Origin of the sequence: Nostoc sp. FACHB-110, assembly GCF_014697425.1 — a bacterium.
Taxonomy (GTDB): domain Bacteria; phylum Cyanobacteriota; class Cyanobacteriia; order Cyanobacteriales; family Nostocaceae; genus Nostoc_B.
This window is the reverse complement of the sequence record NZ_JACJRU010000012.1, coordinates 63727-83975: the sequence shown is the minus strand read 5'-3', so window position 1 is coordinate 83975 and position 20249 is coordinate 63727. Positions and strand designations below refer to the sequence as shown.

The window sequence follows — 20249 nt, the reverse complement described above, 5'->3', positions numbered from 1 at the left end:
TCCGTTGCATGATTTATCAATATAAAGACAAAACCTGGGAGATAAAAACTATCATCTCCCAGTTTAGCAGCAACAAAAAGGGGTATAGGGTGTCAGGGTAAATCTAGCTTGATGAATTAGTTTAAATCACTCCTACTTTTTGCCAAGCATTCTGTACGGCTTGCTGTTCTTGACTACCATTACCGTAGAGTTCGCCAGCAACATCAATGGTTGCTTGTGCGGCTGTTTTAAATTGTGCCTGATTACGCAGGCGATCGCGCAAAGTTACATACCAAATTTTCCCAGCTTTTTCCCAGGCATAACCCCCAATTTCCATAGCCGCTAAATAAAAAGCATAATTGGGAATACCTGAATTAATATGCACACCTGCATTATCTTCTAAGCCTGTATACTTATCCTGCATATGTGCCGGTTGTGGGTCTTTCCCTAGCACAGGATCGTCATACGATGTTCCTGGTGCTTTCATCGAACGAATACCAACACCCTTAACACCAGGTGCTAAAAGACCTTCTCCAATTAACCAGTCTGCTTGGTTTACTGTTTGATTTTTGAGTTTTTGTTTTACTAAAGAACCAAAAACATCAGAGAAAGACTCATTTAATGCACCTGGTTCACCATAATATTGCAAACCAGCTTCATACTGAGTTACTCCATGCGTTAGCTCATGCCCAATAATATCAATACATTTTGTGAAGCGTTGGAACAGGTCGCCATCACCATCACCATAAACCATTTGATCGCCGTTCCAAAAGGCATTGTCATACTTAACGCCATAATGAACGGTAGAATCTAAACGCAGACCCTTGTTATCAATAGAATTGCGTTCAAACACCCCAGCAAAGAAGTCATAGGTAGCACCCGCCGCATCATAAGCTTCATTCACTGCTTCATCAGCACTAGGAGGATCGCCCTCACCACGCACCAAAGTACCAGGAAGTTGTTGTCCATTTTTCGCATCGTAAATAGTGCGTCGCTTCTCCCCTGGGGAGGGAGAGAAGAACAGGTTTCCCACAACATTTCGCCTACCCTGAAACTGTGCCGAAACATTTAAAGTACGAAAAGCCCAGCTACGCTGTTGGGGATTACCATTTACAGCTACGTGTTCCAGCATATGTGGTGGAACAATACAACAAATAGGGCATCGATTATGTAGTGAATGCCGAAATTGAGAACCCGATGATTTTTTCTTCCGAGCCATCTGAGATATTCTCCTTTAAAAACTACGTGATGGCTAAAATTTGCATTAACCCTACTGTCAAAATCAGTAGACTAACTCATGCAAATTAAATGTCTTTTATCTGTAAATTTGGATTGTTCTAAAATTTATTTCTAGATATATCTAGTTAGTATTGATAATCTTGAATAAATTTGCACTCCACAGGTTTAAGGCGAAGACTATAAACAAGTCAATCTCCTTAACAAGTCAACAGATTAACATGATAGTTGCTGTTAACTGAAATTATGCTCTTTTTTCGCCTTTGATTACTGACAAACTTCTAAATAATTTGTTAAATTTTTATACTTACTTTGAACCTTTTAGCAGTTTGTTAAAATAATAGTTTTTTGCTTAGAACTAGTCTTAAATTATTGTTTTCACATCCAGCAAAGATTAAGTAGGGTGTGTTACGGCTATGTAATAATTCGGGAGCTTGAGAGAACTAGGATTAGCTGTAAAGCACTAAGAACTGTGGTGCGTTCAGCGTTCCGATAACGCACCATAAAATTTAATATTTACTTTATAATCATCTCTGATTATTTTCAAATTTCGCTGTTTAAACAGTCTCAAATAATAAATTCTCCATAGTTAGTTTGAGCTACTGCTTATGGAGAATTTATCAAAAATTGTTAAGCAAAAATAATTGCAATTATCGACTCGTTTCATGAGCATCAATGTATCTTTGCCACATTTGCTCGTAAGCTGTTTCCATGTTACGGGCGAATTGCTTACCATTCCATAGAGGCGCAGTTTGTCGAGATACTTTCAGTTTTCTCACTACTTGTTGACGTAAACTTTCATCTTTACCTAAACGCACACCCCATTCCACATATTCTGCATCTGTCCAGGCTATACCTTCTGTAATACCAGCATTAACCATCATCGTGTAGCTATTACGCGCTGCAAATTGTTCACCAACACGCGTTACTAAAGGAATACCCATCCATAAAGTTTCTAGAGTTGTTGTTGCGCCGTTATAGGGATAAGTATCTAGTACTACATCAGCAATAGCTAAATTAGCGCGATGAGATGCTTCCGATGGTGCATTGGGTAAAAACCTTAACCTGTCAATTGCTACGCCTTCTTCTTCGGCTAATTGATAAAAGAAGTTTTGCATTGACTCTTCCTCGGTATCACCTTTAATCAAAAAGTAGCTATTAGGTACTTCTTGAATAATCTTCATTTGCAGGCGTGCAGTATCGGGATGTCGCTTAAAACCTCGCTGTCCGCTAAAATAAACTACGGCATCAGCAGGAATATTTAAATCATCACGCCGTAATGTGGGAACACCAACCTCAAAACCATCTACCGCTATATAAGTTTGTGGTAAACGCCAGATTTTTTCGTTGTAATATGTTTCAGCTGAGTCTGGCAAAACATAAGGGTCAGCAATAAAGTAATCAACAGTGGGAATACCCGAAGCATCCCACCCTAACCACGTCGCTTGAATTGGTGCGGCCTTGAGAGATACCAATATACAAGTCAAGTCTAAAGTAATGCTATCCAAATCAATTAAAATATCAATTTCATCTTCATAAATTTTATTGGCTAATGCCTGGACATTTTCACTTTTATGTGTGTTGTTGAATTGATTTAAATACCATTCATGTAAAGGGTCAAATACTGGATTAGTATACAGACAATAGCCGTTGATTTCAAAGCGATCGCGGTTATGATGCTGAATTAACCATCTGGCTAACCAACCCACAGAATGGCTTTTTAAACAATGAGATAAGTAACCTATCTTTAATTTTTTAGTAGGAGTAATTAATTTTTGCCGTTTGATATGACCTTGCTGATAACGCTCCACAGCATCAGTATAATAAACATTAATATTTTTCTGGCAAATTTCAGCTAGTTGAGCGCGGATTTTATGATAATCTTGCGGCTGATCTTGTAAATAGGGAGTAAAGTAATTACAATTAAAAACTCGTGATACTTGGAGAATTTGTAAATCTTCAGATTTTTGGTTGATTAATTCCTTGAGTAATAATTCATGTTCGTACCAAGTTTGATCGGCTGCTTGCCAATTCGTACCACTAGAACTAATCAGCCCTTTTAAAATTAAATAATGGGCAAAAATTATATCGCTTAGGCGTTGAGCTATTGAATAAGCTAATTTAGCTGTTTCTATTCCTTGTGCATATTTAGAGTCCATATAATAGAAACCTGCCTTGTGAAACAGCAGTTCTTGGTTTTTACCATCTACTATTAAGGCTAAGTCTATAAAATTTCTGGCAATGTCTGGAGCTTTGAGAGAATATGCAATTCTCACACTATAAGGGATAATAACAGCAACAAAACTTGTGATTTTTTCAGATTCGTTAATATATGGAATAATAGTTTTTGCTAGTTCTAGAGATGCCGAATGTAAAGGAGCAGCCTCTAACACATTTTTGAGGACAGAAATTAATGTTTCCCAATCAACTTTTTCTAATTCAGCCTGTAAATGCTCAAGCAGTTCTATGACGGCTAAATCTTTTAAGTCATTACCAGTGAAACTTTCTTGCTGAATTTTCAGTAATACTATATTTAATAAATTGTGAATATCTGTAGGAACAAATTCCTGAATTTGTTGTCTAATAATTATGGCTTTTTCTAACTCTGATTTAGCTTCTTGCCTCGCCGCTTCCTGCTCTAAAATAGCCACTAATTCATTAATTTGGCTTTCATCACCCTCCATCAATACCATGAGCCAAGTGGCTTGAGCTTCATCCTGTTGCCCTTGCAAAAACAATGCTAGCCCCAGATATAAATAATTTGACTTCACATCTGGTTCCAAGGTAATTGCTTGTTCATAGCAATTTGCTGCTTGATAATAATTACCTTGAACTAGATAGTTGTAGGCTTGTTCTTGCCAACTTTCTGAAGTCTTAGTTGCTTCTATTAACATAATTTGAAAAGCTCCTAATAAAATAAAGTGAGTAGTTGAAAGGAATACTACCCACTTGTAAAAAAATCAGTATCAACAACTGTTGCTTGGTTGTTGTTAGCTTATCTAGCTAGAGATTTGTGGTTTGCAGGGCAACCAAGGGCTGTACCAGTGATACCGGTAGTTCTGATGCCTGGGTCATTAGACTCACAAGCAAAAGCTAGTGTTAAAGCTTCGCTGGTTGCACCATCTCCTTTGGTGGTTCCTACTATACCTACGTAGCTCTTCAGGGCAGCTTTACGAGCCATTGCGTTGTGCGAAATCACAGCCAAGTTAGAGCCACTGGTATCTCCGTTAATTACGCTTGTGTAGTCGTAGTTGTCAGTTTGGGTTTTGATACCAATACCTAACTGAGTTAAGTCAGTATTAAAGGCTTGGTATTCCAAGTAGTAAGCTTGTTGCGCGCGGTTGATAGCACCGATGTTGTTCTTACCTTCTGACTGTTTGGCTTTGTTAACTTGACCGAGCAAGGAAGGTAGCGCGATCGCCGCAAGAACACCGATAATAATTACTACCACGAGCAATTCAATCAAAGTGAAACCTTCTTCGGCTTTCTTCTTACGGTTGTTGAGGTGTTGTAAAAATTTAGCTTGAAGCTCTGGTTTGATAGCAGGCATTATAGTGGCTCCTTAGGGGGGTGAGATGTATTATTCTTAACCTCTGGGCTTAATTTACCCACTTGGTTTCAGTTTCATATCACCCACGCTAAAAAATTCTAGAAATGTCTCTAGGAATTCTATGCACCACGCTCCAAAAGCACATACAGAAAGACTTCTAGCCTACTCAAAAGATTCTGCACTTGATAGGAAGCTTTGTCGTAACTCATCGGCTCTAAGCTGACGACATCTATAGGTTTAATTAATAGCCAGCGTTGTACTAAAGAGTCAAATGGTTGTCCTCCCTCCCATAGAGGTAGCAAGCAAGCAGCTAAGGTGCTGTCTAACTCGAATGGCCCTTTTAAAGGAAGATTTATATAGTTACCAATTGACCATACGCTACCTTGAGCAATGCAGTTAATTAAATCTTGTTTAATTTGTTCAGCCCTTAATTGAGGGTGCAGATATACTTTTGTATTTTGCCAGTCTGTTAATATCCACTCAGCCACAGGTTCAGACCAGTTTCCTTGGTGAGGATGACCACACCAAAAATCCAGTAAGCGATGAGCCGGATGTAACAGATCAAATATATGTAACTGTTCCTCAATAGACAATTCGGGTAAACTCATCGCTAAAAAAGCTGGTAAATCATCCCGATTTTTGAATAAGTCCATTAATTCCCAATGTCGCCATTGCACCATGCTGATAAATTCGAGGTCAGCTGCTTGCAACATGGCAAACATTTGCTTAACTGTATAGCCTTTATCGCCTTGTAGCAAATGATTAATTAAGGCTAAGTTAGGAGCTTGGTCAAAGGTATTATCCCAGGCTTTTTGTTTAAGAACTACGTCATCTCTCAAAGAACGCATAGTTTCTCTCACCAATTCAGCCTCAAATTGTTGGGGCGTACTATCTAGTAATCCCATCAGTTGAAACAGTTCTTGCGCTTGATAATAATAAAATCGCTGACGATAACTATGCAGGTTAGTATGAATAATTCCATGAGGTTCTAAAACCGATTTCATCACTTGCAAACCCAAAACTGGATCTGGCAGTAGATAAAGGGTTTCATCACAGTTAATGTAGTCAAATTTCATCCCCAATTGGGGTAAATCTTCAATGGAAAGTGTATAAAACTCTGCATTGTCAAAGCCATGATATTGAAAGCGTTGGTTAGCTAATTTGACTGATTCTGCCGATAAATCAATGCCAACAATCTTGGCATCAGGATTTGCCTGGGCTAAAGCTAAGGATGTATAACCTGAACCACAGCCAGCATCTAAAATAAGTTTATCTTTAGTATTTATAAGTTCTTGGTTTCTTAAATAGAAAGGTGTGACAAAATTATAGACATACAATAAGTTCAGCTTGTTTTTTGGCGTTTCCTCTAGGGAATTATTAGGATATGGAGTTGCTTCAAACTGCTGACGAATTTTTTCTTTTAAGTCTGATGTTGGGTTATTCATCGGTAAGATGCTCCTGTTAGTGCAGATTCGCCATCTGCTTGAATAGCCTGTGTTGTGAGATTGCCAATAAAAAATAAATATTCCAAGTTTTTTTGGCGTGGATAGTTTATTTGTGGGAAATCCCTCGGCAATAGCACAACTGAAAAATTGGCTTAAGTTTGAGTATTCCCATTTATGTACCTTTGCTCTCACGCGATGGTTATGTTATATTAAGCGTAGTCGTTATGAGTTCACATAAATATATGTCTAACCAAACAGTAGAAAACGTAGTGATTATCGGTTCTGGGCCTGCAGGTTACACTGCGGCTATCTATGCAGCACGGGCTAACTTAAAACCTGTGGTTTTTGAAGGTTTCCAAGCTGGGGGTTTACCTGGTGGACAGTTAATGACCACAACTGAGGTGGAAAACTTTCCTGGCTTTCCGCAAGGAATCACTGGGCCGGAACTGATGGATCGGATGAAGGCACAGGCCGAGCGTTGGGGAGCAGAGTTATATACTGAGGATGTGATATCTGTTGATTTGAGTCAGCGTCCGTTTACTGTGCGCTCAGAAGAAAGAGAAGTTAAAGCCCACAGTGTGATTATTGCCACTGGTGCAACAGCAAAGCGTCTGGGTTTAAATAGCGAACATCTATTTTGGAGTCGGGGTATTTCTGCTTGCGCGATTTGTGATGGGGCGACACCAATTTTCCACGGTGCAGAGTTGGCGGTAATTGGTGCTGGTGACTCGGCTGCGGAAGAGTCGATTTACCTAACTAAATATGGTTCTAAGGTGAATTTGTTAGTGAGGTCTGATAAGATGCGGGCTTCTAAGGCTATGCAAGACCGAGTTTTGAGTAACCCTAAAATCCAAGTGCATTGGAATACTGAAGTTGTAGACGTGTTCGGCAATGGTCATATGGATGGGGTGAAAGTCCGCAATAATAAAACGGGTGAAGAAAGCGAAATCCATGCAAGGGGGTTATTCTACGCTATTGGTCACAAGCCTAATACCTCTTTATTTCAGGGACAGCTGGAATTAGATGATGTGGGTTATATCGTCACCAAGCCCGGTTCTGTAGAAACTAGTGTCGAAGGCGTGTATGCGGCTGGTGACGTGCAAGACCATGAATATCGCCAAGCAATCACAGCTGCAGGTACTGGATGTATGGCGGCGTTGTTAGCAGAACGGTGGTTATCTTCTAATGCTTTGATTCAAGAGTTCCATCAACAGCCAACAATTAATAATGAGTTAGAGCATGAGCCAGTACAGCAAAAAACTGAAGCTGAACAAGAAGCAGGGTTTAATTTAAATGCGACCCGTCATGAAGGTGGTTATGCTTTACGTAAATTATTCCACGAAAGCGATCGCCTACTCATTGTTAAATATGTCGCTCCCGGTTGTGGCCCTTGTCATACCTTGAAGCCGATACTAAATAAAGTAGTGGATGAATTCGATGGCAAAATTCACTTTGTGGAAATTGACATCGATAAAGACCGCGAAATTGCCGAAAACGCTGGCGTAACAGGTACACCAACAGTGCAATTCTTTAAGGATAAAGACCTGTTGAAGGAAGTCAAAGGTGTGAAGCAAAAGAGCGAGTATCGCCAGTTGATTGAAAGCAATATTTAAAAGTGTGAAGTCTGAAGTCTGAAGTCTGAAATGTAAGAAAGATTTTATCTTTCATCGTTCTGGGGCTTACCAAATGAACCAATTAAACCCTTGTTAAATAAGAGTTTGAGAGATTTTTTGCGTAAGTCCTAACTTCATTTCATACTTCACACTTCATTTCATACTTCATACTTCACACTTCACACTTCTATAATGGTCAGCGTATCTTGCTTTATGCAGACGATCGCACATGACCATCACTAAACGACAGCTGCCAAATTTCTTACGTTTTGCCAAAAGTTCTAATCTTTCCCAGAAATTAATGATTATTGGGTTAGCCATCACCCTATTTTTTATTTTTCTAGCGTTTTTTGCTCCTGTATTGCAGGCTTGGGGATGGCTACAAAACCCAAAAGATTTTCTTTCTAACCCAATTCAAGAAGCACCATCAGCTAAACATTGGTTTGGTACTAGTCGTTTGGGTCATGATGTCTTTTCTCGCACTTTATTTGGCGCGCAAGCTGCATTACAGGTGGTGATTTTAGCCACCGCGCTAAGTATGATTATCGGCGTGCCGTTAGGAATGCTGAGTGGCTATCTTGGCGGTAGGTTAGATAAAATCCTGCTGTTTTTGATGGATAGCATTTACACCTTACCAGGACTATTACTTTCTGTAACACTGGCATTTGTGGTGGGCAGAGGAATATTAAATGCAGCGATCGCAATTAGTATTGCTTATATTCCCCAATATTACCGAGTGGTACGCAACCACACAGTGAGCGTAAAAACAGAGGTATTCATCGAAGCGGCGCAAGCAATGGGAGCTTCTACTTGGATTGTGCTATCACGCTACCTATTTTTCAACGTCATTCAAAGTGTACCTGTACTATTTACCCTCAACGCCGCCGATGCAATTTTAGTATTGGGCGGTTTAGGCTTTTTGGGATTAGGGCTTCCAGAAGAAGTTCCAGAATGGGGACATGACCTAAAACAGGCACTTGAAGCCCTACCGACAGGTGTTTGGTGGACTACTTTATTTCCTGGTTTAGCAATGACATTGATGGTAGTAGGGTTATCCCTACTTGGTGAAGGGTTAAATGAATTTGTCAATCCTCGTTTGCGGGGAGAAAATGGGATTCGGAAATAGTCAGTTAACAGTAAACAGACTGGTAACTGTTCACTGTTAACTGATAACTGATAACTGGAGATATTTTTGTGAAAGATAACCTGACTTTAATTGCTGCTGCTACTGGTGGATTTGTGCTATCGATGGCTTTGACTGGTATTCTGCGTGGTACACCAGTTATGGCTATGCAAGGTCAATCACAGACTAGTTACCCAGTTGTTAATTTACAAGTTACTTCTGTGCGTTCTGATGAAAAAGTTGATTACAACTTAGAAGAACATAAATAAGCCTAGTTGTAAATTAATGAATAATGTTTCTGATAGTTTAGCGATCGCTTTTCAACATCAACAAGCGGGCCGCTTCTTCCAAGCTGAACAAATATATACTCAAATTTTACAAGAGCAACCAAATCAAGTTGATGCTTTGTATTTATTGGGTACACTTGCCCATCAATCAGGAAAAACAGAAAAAGCGATCGCATTGTACCGTCAAGCTTTAGCCGTTAATCCAGATTTGGCCTCAGTTCACAGCAATCTTGGTATTGCTTTAAAACAGCAGGGTTTATTACAAGAAGCAATTCAACATTATCAAGAAGCGATCGCACTACAGCCTAACGCTGCCCAGTTTCATTACAACTTAGCTTTGGTCTTTCAACAACAAGGAAACTTAGCAACGGCACAAAATTACTATCGCCAAGCTACGATTATTCAGCCAAATTATGCTTTAGCCTACAATAACTTAGGTCTGGTTTCGCTCCAATTGGGGGAAATAGAAGCAGCCCTTTCTTACTATCAAACAGCGATTGAATTGCAGCCAAATTTTGCCGAAGCCCACCAAAACTTAGCCGAAGCACTATTATTAATAGGCGACTTTGACCGTGGTTTTGCCGAATACGAATGGCGTTGGCGAGTATTTGCCCCCGAACAACTGCCGAACTTTACCACACCAGCTTGGGATGGCTCTGCTTTAAAGGGTAAAACTATTTTGCTGTATGCCGAACAAGGCTTGGGGGATACATTTCAGTTTATTCGCTACGCTGACTTAGTGCGCGATCAGGGTGGTCGAGTTATCGTTGCTTGTTTGGCTGCTCAAGTAGAATTAATCAAAACGGTTCCTGGCGTAGAAGAAGTTTTTGCTCTGGATGAAGAATTACCAGAGTTTCATACTCAAGCACCACTGATGAGCTTACCCTATCTGTTGGGAACAACGGTGGAAACGATACCCGCCAGCATACCTTATATATCTGCGCCGTCGTCCCATAATTTCAGATTAGCAGCTGCACCAGACACCAAACTTAAAATTGGCATTGTTTGGGCGGGAAATCCTGACAATCGTCATAATATTCGCCGTACTTCTGGACTCCTGCCATTTATACCGTTGTTCAAATTACCAGATGTAGAGTTTTATAGCCTCCAAGTAGGTAAAAGTTCCCAAGATTTAGCACAACTACCTACTGATATCAAAATTCAGGATTTAAGCAGTTATTTACATAATTTTAGTGATACAGCTGCGGCGATCGCTCAATTAGATATAGTTTTAACTATAGATACTTCAGTGGCTCACCTCGCAGGCGCATTAGGTAAACCAACCTGGGTAGTTCTGCCTTTCATTCCTGACTGGCGTTGGCTATTGCACCGAGATAACAGTCCTTGGTATCCTACAATGCAACTGTTTCGTCAAGAAGTGGCTGGTGATTGGGCGGGAGTATTTGCTAAAGTAGCGCAGGAAATTCTGAAGTATGAAGTGTGAAGTATGAAGTATGAAGTATGAAGTGTGAAGTATGAAGTGTGAAGTATGAAGTGTGAAGTATGAAGTATGAAGTATGAAGTATAAAGTGTGAAGTATGAAATGTGTAGACAGCCTTTGGGTGGCTTGCCGCAGACTAGGATTAGGTGTAAATTTAATTCTTTAGTTTTGCAACCCAGCTTTCAGACTTGAGACTAGCGGCACTTCGCTCTCAGTCTACATACTTGAGACTTTTTCATACTTCATACTTCAGCTTTTTTGGATGTGCAATTGTGGATAAACCGGAAGTAATTGGGATTGATATCGGGGGAACAGCAATTAAGTTAGGGCGGTTTAGCCAAGATGGTACTTGCTTAAAATGCTTAACTGTAGCCACTCCTCAACCATCTCAACCAGAAGCCGTTTTGGCTGTGGTAGTAGATGCGATCGCCCAAATTGACCCTGATAATCAAATTATAGCTATTGGTGTGGGTATGCCTGGGCCTGCGGATGCGGCTGGCAGAATTGCCAAAATAGCAATTAACTTACCTAAATGGCAGGATGTCCCTTTAGCTGAATGGTTAGAGATGAAAACAGGCAAACCGACTGTGATAGCTAACGATGCTAACTGTGCGGGAGTCGGGGAAGCTTGGTTAGGTGCTGGGCGCAACTTTCAACATTTTATTATGTTGACTTTGGGAACAGGGGTTGGGGGCGCAATCATACTTGATGGTAAGCTGTTCATTGGACATCAAGGAGCAGCAGGAGAATTAGGTTTAATTAGCTTCAACCCTGAAGGGCCGATCTGTAATAGTGGCAATCAAGGTTCTTTAGAACAATATGCCTCACTCATTGCCATTCGTCGCCGCACTGGTAAAGATCCTGCGGAGTTAGGTGTTCTAGCCCAAGCTGGAGATGCTGAGGCTTTAGCCTTTTGGCAAGAATACGGTAGAGATTTAGGTATTGGTTTAGTTAGTTTAATTTATGTTTTAACACCACAAGCGATCGTTATTGGTGGTGGTGTGAGTGCGAGTTTTCAATTTTTCTTACCCGCAGTCAAAGCAGAAATTGAGCGGCGAGTTATGTATACTTCCCGTACAGGATTACAAATTCTCCCAGCCGAATTAGGCAACTCTGCGGGAATGGCCGGGGCGGCAAAATTAGCATGGGAAAAATTTAATTTTAAATAGATAAATGACAACCTAAACTATTGATTAAATTTGATTTACGCTTAATTGATTAGCCAAAATATTGTTGAGTTGATTGACAACTGACTCAGGAGAAAGAAAAGCCATACAAGGATGATTATCTAATAAACACTCTTTATTTTTAAAAGCATTCTCCTGACATAAAGTACATTTAAATTCTGAAATCGTCAGTTTGACGTGTGGTTGCCGAGATGCCCACAGTCTCAGAGGACTTGCACCATCACCATCAGCATCATTACCAAAAATTGCCAATGTTGGGCAACCGACAGCAGCTGCAATATGTAGTGGCCCAGAATCTACAGAAATACATACTCTAGTATGGCGAAAAGCACCTGCTAGTTCAATTAAAGAAGTTTTTCCTCTGAAGTCAATAATATTTGTTGTTTCTAACAAATATTCTTCAGTATGACCAGCATTGTATAAAGTTTGTTGCGCTTGAGGATGACTGCCAATTAAGCCAATCGTTAATCCTTGAGATTCGCACCACTTAATAACTTGTTGCCAATAAAATGCAGGCCACATTTTTGCCGGACGTGTAGCTGTCGCATGAATTAAAACATCAGGAACTGAAAAATTAGGTTCCTGACTGGGTAATTCTAGTTTATAAAAATCAGTTTCTATATATGCAACTCGACAGAATATTTCGCTGATATAGTTGCTTTGTAAGATATCTTGATGTCTGTGCAGAAACTCTTTACTATTCCAATCTTTGTCGAGTAAGATTTTGTGAATTGGATGATTTTCTACTTTGAGTTTGTCACGAAAATCTAGAGATAAAGCAACTCCAGCAATGTAAGTCGGACGGATAGCACTAATCATAACTAAATTGATTTCGCTAAATCCATCACAATTAATCGCTAAATCATAAATTCCTGCTAATTCTTGACGTTGCCGCACTGCTTGTGCTAGGGCATCTAAAAAATCAGGACGCTGCGTATATATGGAAAATCGCCAGTCTATATAAGGACAATGAATTTCAAAATCCTTAGTAGTTTCACTACCAAAAAAATCTAGCGTACAATCAGGATATTTCTCTTTTAGCCCTCTTAATAGCGGTGTAGTAACAACGAAGTTGCCCACTTTTGTGGAAGAAAACACAGCAATATGAGGTTTAGCTCGTAGAGATTGATTCGTAAAAATCTGCATCTCGTGGACACTCGCTCAATTTATACCAAGAATGGAATTTTTCTCCAACACCTTGGCAGTTGTTTGAGATAATGTCAAGAGCCACGAAATGTCTAGAGAACAGAATACTTGACTAATAATGTTCTGGAGGTAGATGCGCTTAATTGGTGGATATGATTTGAAATTACTGAATACTTTTACGAAAGAGAATAGCCTGTGGTTTTTTGGACAAATTGTGCCACTTTTTGATAAGAATCTGGGTTATTTGAGGGGTTGATGATAATAGGAATAGTGCCATCAGGCAACCAAAAAGTTATTCTACCGTTAGCTTCTCGACAAAAGGAACTAATACAATAGAGGTTAACAATATATTCATTTTTATCGTCAACTATTTTTACCCAGTGGGCATTTTCTATTTCTAAATCAGTGACTTGTTCGAGATATTGCAGAACTTTTTGGTAGTCTTCGAGGTTATTTTGGGGGCTAATGACAATGGGAATTGCGCTATCAGGCAACCAGAAGGTTACTCTACCGTTTTTTTCGTAGCAAAAAGCATTCACACGGTCAATATTAATCACATATTCTTTCCTCTCGTAAAATATTTTTATCCAGTACGCCACAACATCTCCTTAAGTCCAAATTGAAAAATGATGCTTACCCTGTATAACGAAATCTGTAAATTATAAGTGAATGTTGCTGTGGGCGAACTCAAAATGCCAAAATTTGACTTTGAGTTTATTTCAACACCTCTACAGGTGTTTGTAGACTAGCATTAGGATGGATACGTGCGATCGTAGCTTCCATAAATCCTTTAAATAAAGGATGCGGTTGGCTAGGACGCGATTTAAACTCAGGATGAAATTGACAAGCCAAAAAGAAAGGATGATTTGGTAATTCCACAATTTCTACTAAGCGCCCATCAGGAGATGTGCCGCTAATGACGTAGCCAGATGCTAAGAGTAGTTTGCGGTAATTATTGTTGAATTCGTATCTATGACGATGCCTTTCATCCACTACTTCTGCTTGATAAAGTTTGGCAGCTAAAGTATCAGGCAAAATGTGACAAGCATACTTACCTAAGCGCATTGTTCCGCCTAAATCAACTACATTCTGTTGGTCAGGCAAGAGGTTAATCACTGGATTGGTAGTATAAGGGTCAAATTCTGCACTATTGGCATCTGTATATCCACATATATTTCTCGCCCATTCAATCACAGCGCATTGCATTCCTAAGCATAAACCCAAGAATGGAATATGGCGATCGCGGGCATATTTAATGGCAGCAATTTTACCATCTATCCCCCGTGTGCCAAAGCCCCCAGGCACAACCAAGCCATCAATGCCATCAAGGTAATTTTCCGCTTGTTCAGTTTCTAAAATTTCGGAATTTACCCATCGCAAACGCAAATCAGCGTGGGTGGCAATTGCCGCATGACGCAATGCTTCTACAACCGATAAATAAGCATCACTTAAGCGCACATATTTACCGACAATGGCAATTTCCATCGTCCGTTTTGGACTGTACAGCCTTTCTACCATTGTCCGCCACTGAGTTAAATCAGGTTGGCGTGGTTCCATTTGTAGTAGGGATAGTGCTTGTTCTGCTAATCCTTCCCGTTCTAATATCAGTGGTACTTCATAAATACTGAGCGCATCTTGCGAAGTAATCACGCATTTTTCGGGAACATCACAAAACTCAGACAATTTTTGCTTTAAGCCTGTGGGGATGGGGCGATCGCTGCGACAAACTAAAATATCTGGTTGAATGCCAATCGATCTCAGTTCCTTAACAGAATGCTGAGTCGGCTTAGTCTTCATCTCCCCTGCCGAAGCAATGTAAGGTAGTAGGGTAACGTGCATATATAAAACATTCTGTCGTCCCACTTGCTTACGTAACTGGCGAATTGCTTCCATAAATGGCAGTGATTCAATATCGCCCACAGTTCCACCAATTTCTGTAATCAGCACATCAGGTTTGGCATCTTGGGCTACCAGCAAAATTCTGTCTTTGATTTCATTGGTGATGTGAGGAATTACCTGTACCGTGCCACCATTGTATTCACCACGCCGTTCTCTGTTAATCACCGCCTGGTAAATTGATCCTGTCGTTACACTGTTGAGGCGCGACATGGAAGTGTCGGTGAAACGTTCATAATGCCCTAAATCTAAGTCTGTCTCAGCACCATCCTCGGTAACAAAAACTTCCCCATGTTGAAAGGGACTCATAGTACCAGGATCAACATTGATATAGGGGTCTAATTTCAATATCGACACCGAATAATTGCGCGATTTGAGTAAACGGCCTAGACTTGCTGCTACAATTCCTTTGCCGATACTGGAAACTACACCTCCAGTGACGAAAATAAACTTAGTCATAGTAATTTTTGAATTTCTCTCTTGCGCCTTCTCAAAGTACATCGTCGAAAGTGTGAAGTATAAAGTGTGAAGTCTGACATGGGAAGTAATCAATATAAATTTAATTAAATCTTTAGTTTTTCTCCTTCAAGTTTCAGACTTCATCTTTCATACTTCATACTTGATTTATCCTTATCCTGGTCATTGTGCCACAGTCACTATTGTGAAATTTTCTGTGATTTTGCCGTGAAAAAATTTCTAGGATTAATATTAATCAGCTTAATTGCCACCTCCTCTGTAGCATTGGCAGACTCATCTGTATTAGTTGTTTTTCCTCCATCCAACTACCAAACCAGTGCAGAAAAAATCTTTTTTATTGGTACAGCATCACCCGATGGGCAAGTTCTGATCAATGGTAAGCTAATTAACCGCAGCAAGGCTGGTCATTTTTCCCCAAGTTTTCCTTTGCAATTGGGCGAGAATCTTTTTACTGTACGCCACAAAAATCAAACCCTTCAAATCAAAGTCACAAGGCTTGCGAGTCAACCGGAACTACCGCAGGGGGTAGGTTTTGCTAAAAATTCCTTGACTCCAGCAGTGGATATTGCCAGACTACCAGGGGAACTAATTTGTTTTAGTGCTGTTGCTCCCCCTAATGCTAGCGTTTGGGTGAATTTAGCGAATCAAACTGTTGCCCTAGCACCCCAACCCCAGCAAGTACAACTACCGAGTAATTTGGCAGCACTCACGGGGCAAAATCAACCCACCGCCCAAGCAGCAGGAAAATACGCGGGTTGTACAACAGTTAGACAACCTGAACCTACTGTTATGAGCCTAATGTACGGTAACAACATCATTTCTGGTGCTGTTGTGGCAGATGCTAATAAAGAGATAGATTTAGGCCAACCTCAGTTTAAACTATCTCTGAATGGGAAGACGATTACTCAACCAGGAACTGGCAAAATTGCCATCCTCTCACCTGCACAGTTACCAGTTGTTGAGGTGACTGTAGATGCAGGTGTAGCACGCACTGGCCCTAGTACCGATTATTCGAGGCTTACCCCGCTACCTAAAGGAACACAAGCTACAGTTACAGGGAAAGAAGGTGAGTGGTTGCGCTTGGACTACGGTGCTTGGATTAATAGTAAGGAAATTCGTATTTTACCAGGTTCTACCCCACCACGAACAATTATTCGCAGTGTTGGCTATCGGCGAGTTGCTGGGGCGACAGAGATGGTTTTCCCACTAGAAATTCCTGTCCCAACAAGCGTGCAGCAGGGAGATAACACATTTACCCTGACACTTTATAACACTACTGCCCAAACAGATATTATTCGTTTGGATGATGACCCTATAATTTCTCGCCTCGATTGGCAACAGGTAGCTCCTGGACAAGTGCAATACACTTTTAACCTCAAAAAATCTCAACAGTGGGGATATCAGTTGAGATATGAGGGTACAACCCTGGTTTTAAGCTTGCGTCATCCACCGACAATTGGAAATCGCAGACGACAGCCTTTATCTGGTATCAAGATTGTACTTGATCCAGGACATGGTGGTAAAGAATCTGGTGCGTCTGGGCCGACGGGATATCTGGAAAAAGACTTGAATTTGGCAGTATCCAAGCTATTGCGAGACAATTTGACGCAACTTGGTGCAACAGTCGTCATGACAAGAGATGTTGACAAAGATGTTTCTTTAGCAGAGCGTCAAGCAATTATCAGTCAAGAAAACCCAGCGATCGCAATTTCCATCCACCATAACTCTTTACCAGATGATGGCGATGCAGAAAATACCAAAGGATTTGCTGCTTTTTGGTATCAAACTCAAGCTCATAGTTTAGCCATGTTTTTGCAGAACTATGTTGTGCAAAAACTCGGTAGACCTTCCTACGGTGTATTTTGGGATAACTTAGCCTTGACACGTCCAGCCGCTGCACCATCAGTTTTACTAGAGTTAGGTTTTATGAGTAACCCGAGTGAATTTGAGTTAGTGACAAATCCCCAAGAACAGCAAAAGACAGCGAAAGTTTTAGCAGACGGAATCGTTGAGTGGTTTAGTAGTGTTAAGTAAAAGCATCAAGTGGGACAAGGACGAGCAAAACAGATGAATCAATAACTCATACAAAATGACTGTTAACTCTTAACGTTGATTTTTAACTCAATTAATACTCAAACTTTGTATTGAAAGTAAAGGCGATTTCCTATTAACTCTAAATCCTGAATTTATGTATCCGATGATACTGAAATATTAGTTAATGAATGAATCATAACTAATATTTCATAGGATTTACAGGAAATATAGTTCGTTATACACTTTTTATAAAGTAACAAAAATCAAAAACTATCAGTAGTATTAGTTCAGTGTGTCTTACTTAATGCTTAAGAGTTAACTATTAAGAAAAACCACATCCCAGCCTTGAAAATAAAGCTGATGCCTAACTTTTAGATTTTAAAACTGTAATTTAAAAGCAAAACAAAACATGAGCCAAAATGCCAGTAATCAAAACAAAAAGAAGTTTAACTTTACTAAATGGGGCTTTGTTATAGGAACTCCAATTGCTATTGCTGGAACTATGGCTGCTGTACTGACAGTTCCAGAGTTTAGGTGTTCTGTGGGGCTAAAATCTGAAGCTTGTGTAGTTCCAAAAGAAGTAGTGGAACTTATTACAAAAAAAGAAACAGGAGAAACTTTAGAGGGAGTAAAAATTCAATTTATTGGTCAAGGCGCGCCTGAAGTTCAATGGACAGATAATAATGGTTATGCCAAAGTTCAAATTCCCAGTAAAGGGGATATTGATGTCATTCTGAGTAAACCAAATTACCCAACTCAAAACTTTACGATTAATTTAGCAAATGATCAAACCAGAACCAGAAGTATAAGATTTCAAGAATCAGGTGTGCCAGAAGTTAAAGCAATTGCTCCTGCTTCTTCAACTCCATCTGTTTCAACACAGCCTCAAATTACTTCTTCACCATCAGTTTTTGCAAATACGACTAATGGTTCACCTGATGATGCAGATAAGAATCTAAAAACTTTATTCAAAACTAAGAAATGCTCAAAATGTTATCTGGTTGGTGTTGATTTGGGTAGTGAAAACCTAGAAAGGGCTGATTTGTCAGGTGCTAATCTGAGAGGCGCTCGTGGTTGTGTTCGTCTCAACGGAGCTAATCTTAGTGGTGCAGACCTACGTGGTTTTAGCCGTAGTTGTGCATTTTTTGACTTACAAGGAGCCAACTTACGTGGTGCTAACCTCAAAGGCGCGAATTTAAGAACTGCCAACTTGCGCGGTGCTGATTTGACAGGTGCTGACTTATCTGATACTAACCTAGAAGGAGCAGACTTGGCTGGGGCTATTTTGCCCGATGATGCTAAATCTCCTAATTGATAGGTTGTCTTGAAATAACTGTATTGACTAACTTCCAAACTCAGTAAATTGGCGTATTTAAGGTTCGTGAAACGCCAAAACAATATCTAAACTTACATAGCAGTCAAAGCATAGATAATGACAAAGACTAATTATCAAACATAGACACTAAGAAACTTTAAAACCTGTTCCCTTTTCCCTATTGCCTGCTATATCAATCAGAAGTTTGCTTAGTGGCAGCTTGCTGAACTTGCTCAACCGACAAACTAAGAGCCTCTGCTATTTGTTCTACAGTCAGACCCATCGCTAATAATCGGGGTACTGTTTCTAGCAAAGTTTCTTCTTTAATTTCTTGATACACTCTTGTTTGCTTCAATTCACTTAACCCAAACATTGCTGCTATCTCCTGTCGGTTTTTTTGCGGGAATTTGTAGAATACTATTGTTTCTATTAATTCTATAATTTTGCCCTGAGTCAATTCATCAGCAAGTTCTTGCCTAGCTTTGTCTATTAACTTTCTTGCTGATGCAACTGCTGTTTCTTCTGATTCGACAACTAATTGCACCACACCTACACCTAGCGAACTGTTTGTATTATCGCCTAACTCATCTAAATACACACGCTGTATTTGCTCGGTTAGCAATAAACCACGATATTGAATTGGTAATGGTGGCTCTAAACTTCTTTGAGGATACAACACGACTGCACGCCAATCATTGGGTAAGTCATATTGCCGAAAATATAAAAAAATCTCGCTAAAGAAACGTGAATAAAATCTTGGATCTAATTGAAACTGAACTTCTACAAAGTAAATTAGCTGGTTGACAAAATCTACATCCGGTAAAAATATCCCATCAATGCGAAAGGCAGTTTGCTTAATTTCAACTGAAGAAAATTTGTATATTTCATCAGTGACAGCTGACTCACCAATTAACTCAAAAAATATACTGGGGAAGTTTTGAAATAATTGATAAAAAATAGAGTCAGTTTTCATCGGCTGAAGATTTTGTTGTTTCTTAACCCACCATGCAAAATTGGCATTGTAAACAGCCCCCAAGCCACACCTGTAATTAACCCAAAAGGCGTAACTAAATAATTATTAAAATCCCATAAGCCAAAAATCTGCGCTGCTAATTCTAACGGGTAAGCCATCATCAACACACTGGCTAAAGCAGCACCATTCCAACCATATTGATTTAACCAATACAAACCTTTACCGCCAGTCACAACATACAGCAAGCGAATAATTAACAAACCCGTCACAGTTCCATAACACCGCATACAAACAGCCATGATAAATGGGGGTGCTAAATCTAAGCCCATTTCTGGTTGCGGACATACATGATTTCCCATGAAATAGATGATGTTCGCAATACCCCCAAGTAACCATACTCCAGATGCAGCTAAGAAAGGCGCGACTGGCGGGCCAAAAACCATTCCCACCAGCAGAAAATCAGCAATAAAACTGACCCAATTAACTTGCAACTCTCTTGTGAAAGCTACTCTTGCCATTTCCTTTCTCAGCGCCTTTGCGCCTTTGC

At 40.0% G+C, this 20249-nt stretch carries 16 protein-coding genes; 7 read left to right on the top strand and 9 right to left on the bottom strand.

Annotated features, from left to right (window positions below; genetic code table 11):
- Window positions 1-121 precede the first annotated feature (121 nt).
- The 4 genes from H6G69_RS13925 to H6G69_RS13910 all read right to left on the bottom strand — a co-directional run bounded on the left by H6G69_RS13925 (window position 122) and on the right by H6G69_RS13910 (window position 6210).
- Window positions 122-1198 carry a M4 family metallopeptidase gene (locus tag H6G69_RS13925; protein ID WP_190687667.1) on the bottom strand — a complete coding sequence of 359 codons (1077 nt, stop codon included), beginning with the start codon at window positions 1196-1198 and terminating at the stop codon, window positions 122-124.
- Between the two features lie 667 nt (window positions 1199-1865).
- Window positions 1866-4109 carry a tetratricopeptide repeat protein gene (locus H6G69_RS13920; RefSeq protein ID WP_190687664.1) on the bottom strand — a complete coding sequence of 748 codons (2244 nt, stop codon included), beginning with the start codon at window positions 4107-4109 and terminating at the stop codon, window positions 1866-1868.
- Window positions 4110-4210: 101 nt separating this feature from the next.
- On the bottom strand, window positions 4211-4765 hold the full coding sequence (locus H6G69_RS13915; protein ID WP_190687661.1) for a type IV pilin-like G/H family protein: 555 nt from the start codon (window positions 4763-4765) through the stop codon (window positions 4211-4213).
- Between the two features lie 119 nt (window positions 4766-4884).
- Window positions 4885-6210, bottom strand: a complete 1326-nt coding sequence (locus H6G69_RS13910) for a class I SAM-dependent methyltransferase (RefSeq protein WP_190687659.1) — start codon at window positions 6208-6210, stop codon at window positions 4885-4887.
- A 242-nt stretch (window positions 6211-6452) separates the two neighbouring features.
- Here H6G69_RS13910 and trxB point away from each other — a divergent pair, with 242 nt between their 5' ends.
- The 5 genes from trxB to H6G69_RS13885 all read left to right on the top strand — a co-directional run bounded on the left by trxB (window position 6453) and on the right by H6G69_RS13885 (window position 11843).
- Complete coding sequence (gene trxB, locus H6G69_RS13905) at window positions 6453-7823, top strand: thioredoxin-disulfide reductase (protein ID WP_190687656.1); 1371 nt, start codon at window positions 6453-6455, stop codon at window positions 7821-7823.
- Between the two features lie 229 nt (window positions 7824-8052).
- Window positions 8053-8949 carry an ABC transporter permease gene (locus H6G69_RS13900; protein WP_190687653.1) on the top strand — a complete coding sequence of 299 codons (897 nt, stop codon included), beginning with the start codon at window positions 8053-8055 and terminating at the stop codon, window positions 8947-8949.
- A 68-nt stretch (window positions 8950-9017) separates the two neighbouring features.
- On the top strand, window positions 9018-9215 hold the full coding sequence (locus H6G69_RS13895) for a hypothetical protein (RefSeq protein WP_190687650.1): 198 nt from the start codon (window positions 9018-9020) through the stop codon (window positions 9213-9215).
- A 16-nt stretch (window positions 9216-9231) separates the two neighbouring features.
- Window positions 9232-10677, top strand: a complete 1446-nt coding sequence (locus tag H6G69_RS13890; RefSeq protein WP_190687647.1) for a tetratricopeptide repeat protein — start codon at window positions 9232-9234, stop codon at window positions 10675-10677.
- 269 nt (window positions 10678-10946) lie between these two features.
- Window positions 10947-11843 carry an ROK family protein gene (locus H6G69_RS13885; RefSeq protein WP_190687645.1) on the top strand — a complete coding sequence of 299 codons (897 nt, stop codon included), beginning with the start codon at window positions 10947-10949 and terminating at the stop codon, window positions 11841-11843.
- Window positions 11844-11867: 24 nt separating this feature from the next.
- On the opposite strand, the gene H6G69_RS13880 is transcribed toward H6G69_RS13885, so the two are convergent.
- From H6G69_RS13880 to H6G69_RS13870, 3 genes are all read right to left on the bottom strand, one after another.
- Window positions 11868-13007 carry a glycosyltransferase family 9 protein gene (locus H6G69_RS13880; protein WP_190687642.1) on the bottom strand — a complete coding sequence of 380 codons (1140 nt, stop codon included), beginning with the start codon at window positions 13005-13007 and terminating at the stop codon, window positions 11868-11870.
- A gap of 176 nt (window positions 13008-13183) precedes the next feature.
- Window positions 13184-13606, bottom strand: a complete 423-nt coding sequence (locus tag H6G69_RS13875; protein ID WP_190687639.1) for a hypothetical protein — start codon at window positions 13604-13606, stop codon at window positions 13184-13186.
- Between the two features lie 115 nt (window positions 13607-13721).
- Entirely contained in the window at window positions 13722-15362 is a 1641-nt protein-coding gene (locus H6G69_RS13870) for a CTP synthase (RefSeq protein WP_190687637.1), read from the bottom strand.
- Between the two features lie 225 nt (window positions 15363-15587).
- Between H6G69_RS13870 and H6G69_RS13865 the strand changes: the two genes are divergently transcribed.
- Window positions 15588-17414, top strand: coding sequence for an N-acetylmuramoyl-L-alanine amidase (locus H6G69_RS13865; RefSeq protein ID WP_190687633.1), 1827 nt, complete (start codon window positions 15588-15590; stop codon window positions 17412-17414).
- Between the two features lie 409 nt (window positions 17415-17823).
- The gene (locus H6G69_RS13860; protein ID WP_190687629.1) at window positions 17824-18729 is read left to right on the top strand and encodes a pentapeptide repeat-containing protein; all 906 of its coding nucleotides are present in this window, start codon (window positions 17824-17826) and stop codon (window positions 18727-18729) included.
- Window positions 18730-18922: 193 nt separating this feature from the next.
- On the opposite strand, the gene H6G69_RS13855 is transcribed toward H6G69_RS13860, so the two are convergent.
- Together H6G69_RS13855 and H6G69_RS13850 are read right to left on the bottom strand one after the other, a co-directional pair.
- Window positions 18923-19702, bottom strand: a complete 780-nt coding sequence (locus H6G69_RS13855; protein ID WP_190687626.1) for an Rpn family recombination-promoting nuclease/putative transposase — start codon at window positions 19700-19702, stop codon at window positions 18923-18925.
- Complete coding sequence (locus tag H6G69_RS13850; protein ID WP_190687624.1) at window positions 19699-20220, bottom strand: DUF2085 domain-containing protein; 522 nt, start codon at window positions 20218-20220, stop codon at window positions 19699-19701. Before H6G69_RS13850 ends, H6G69_RS13855 begins: the two co-directional genes overlap by 4 nt.
- Between the last annotated feature and the right edge of the window lie 29 nt (window positions 20221-20249).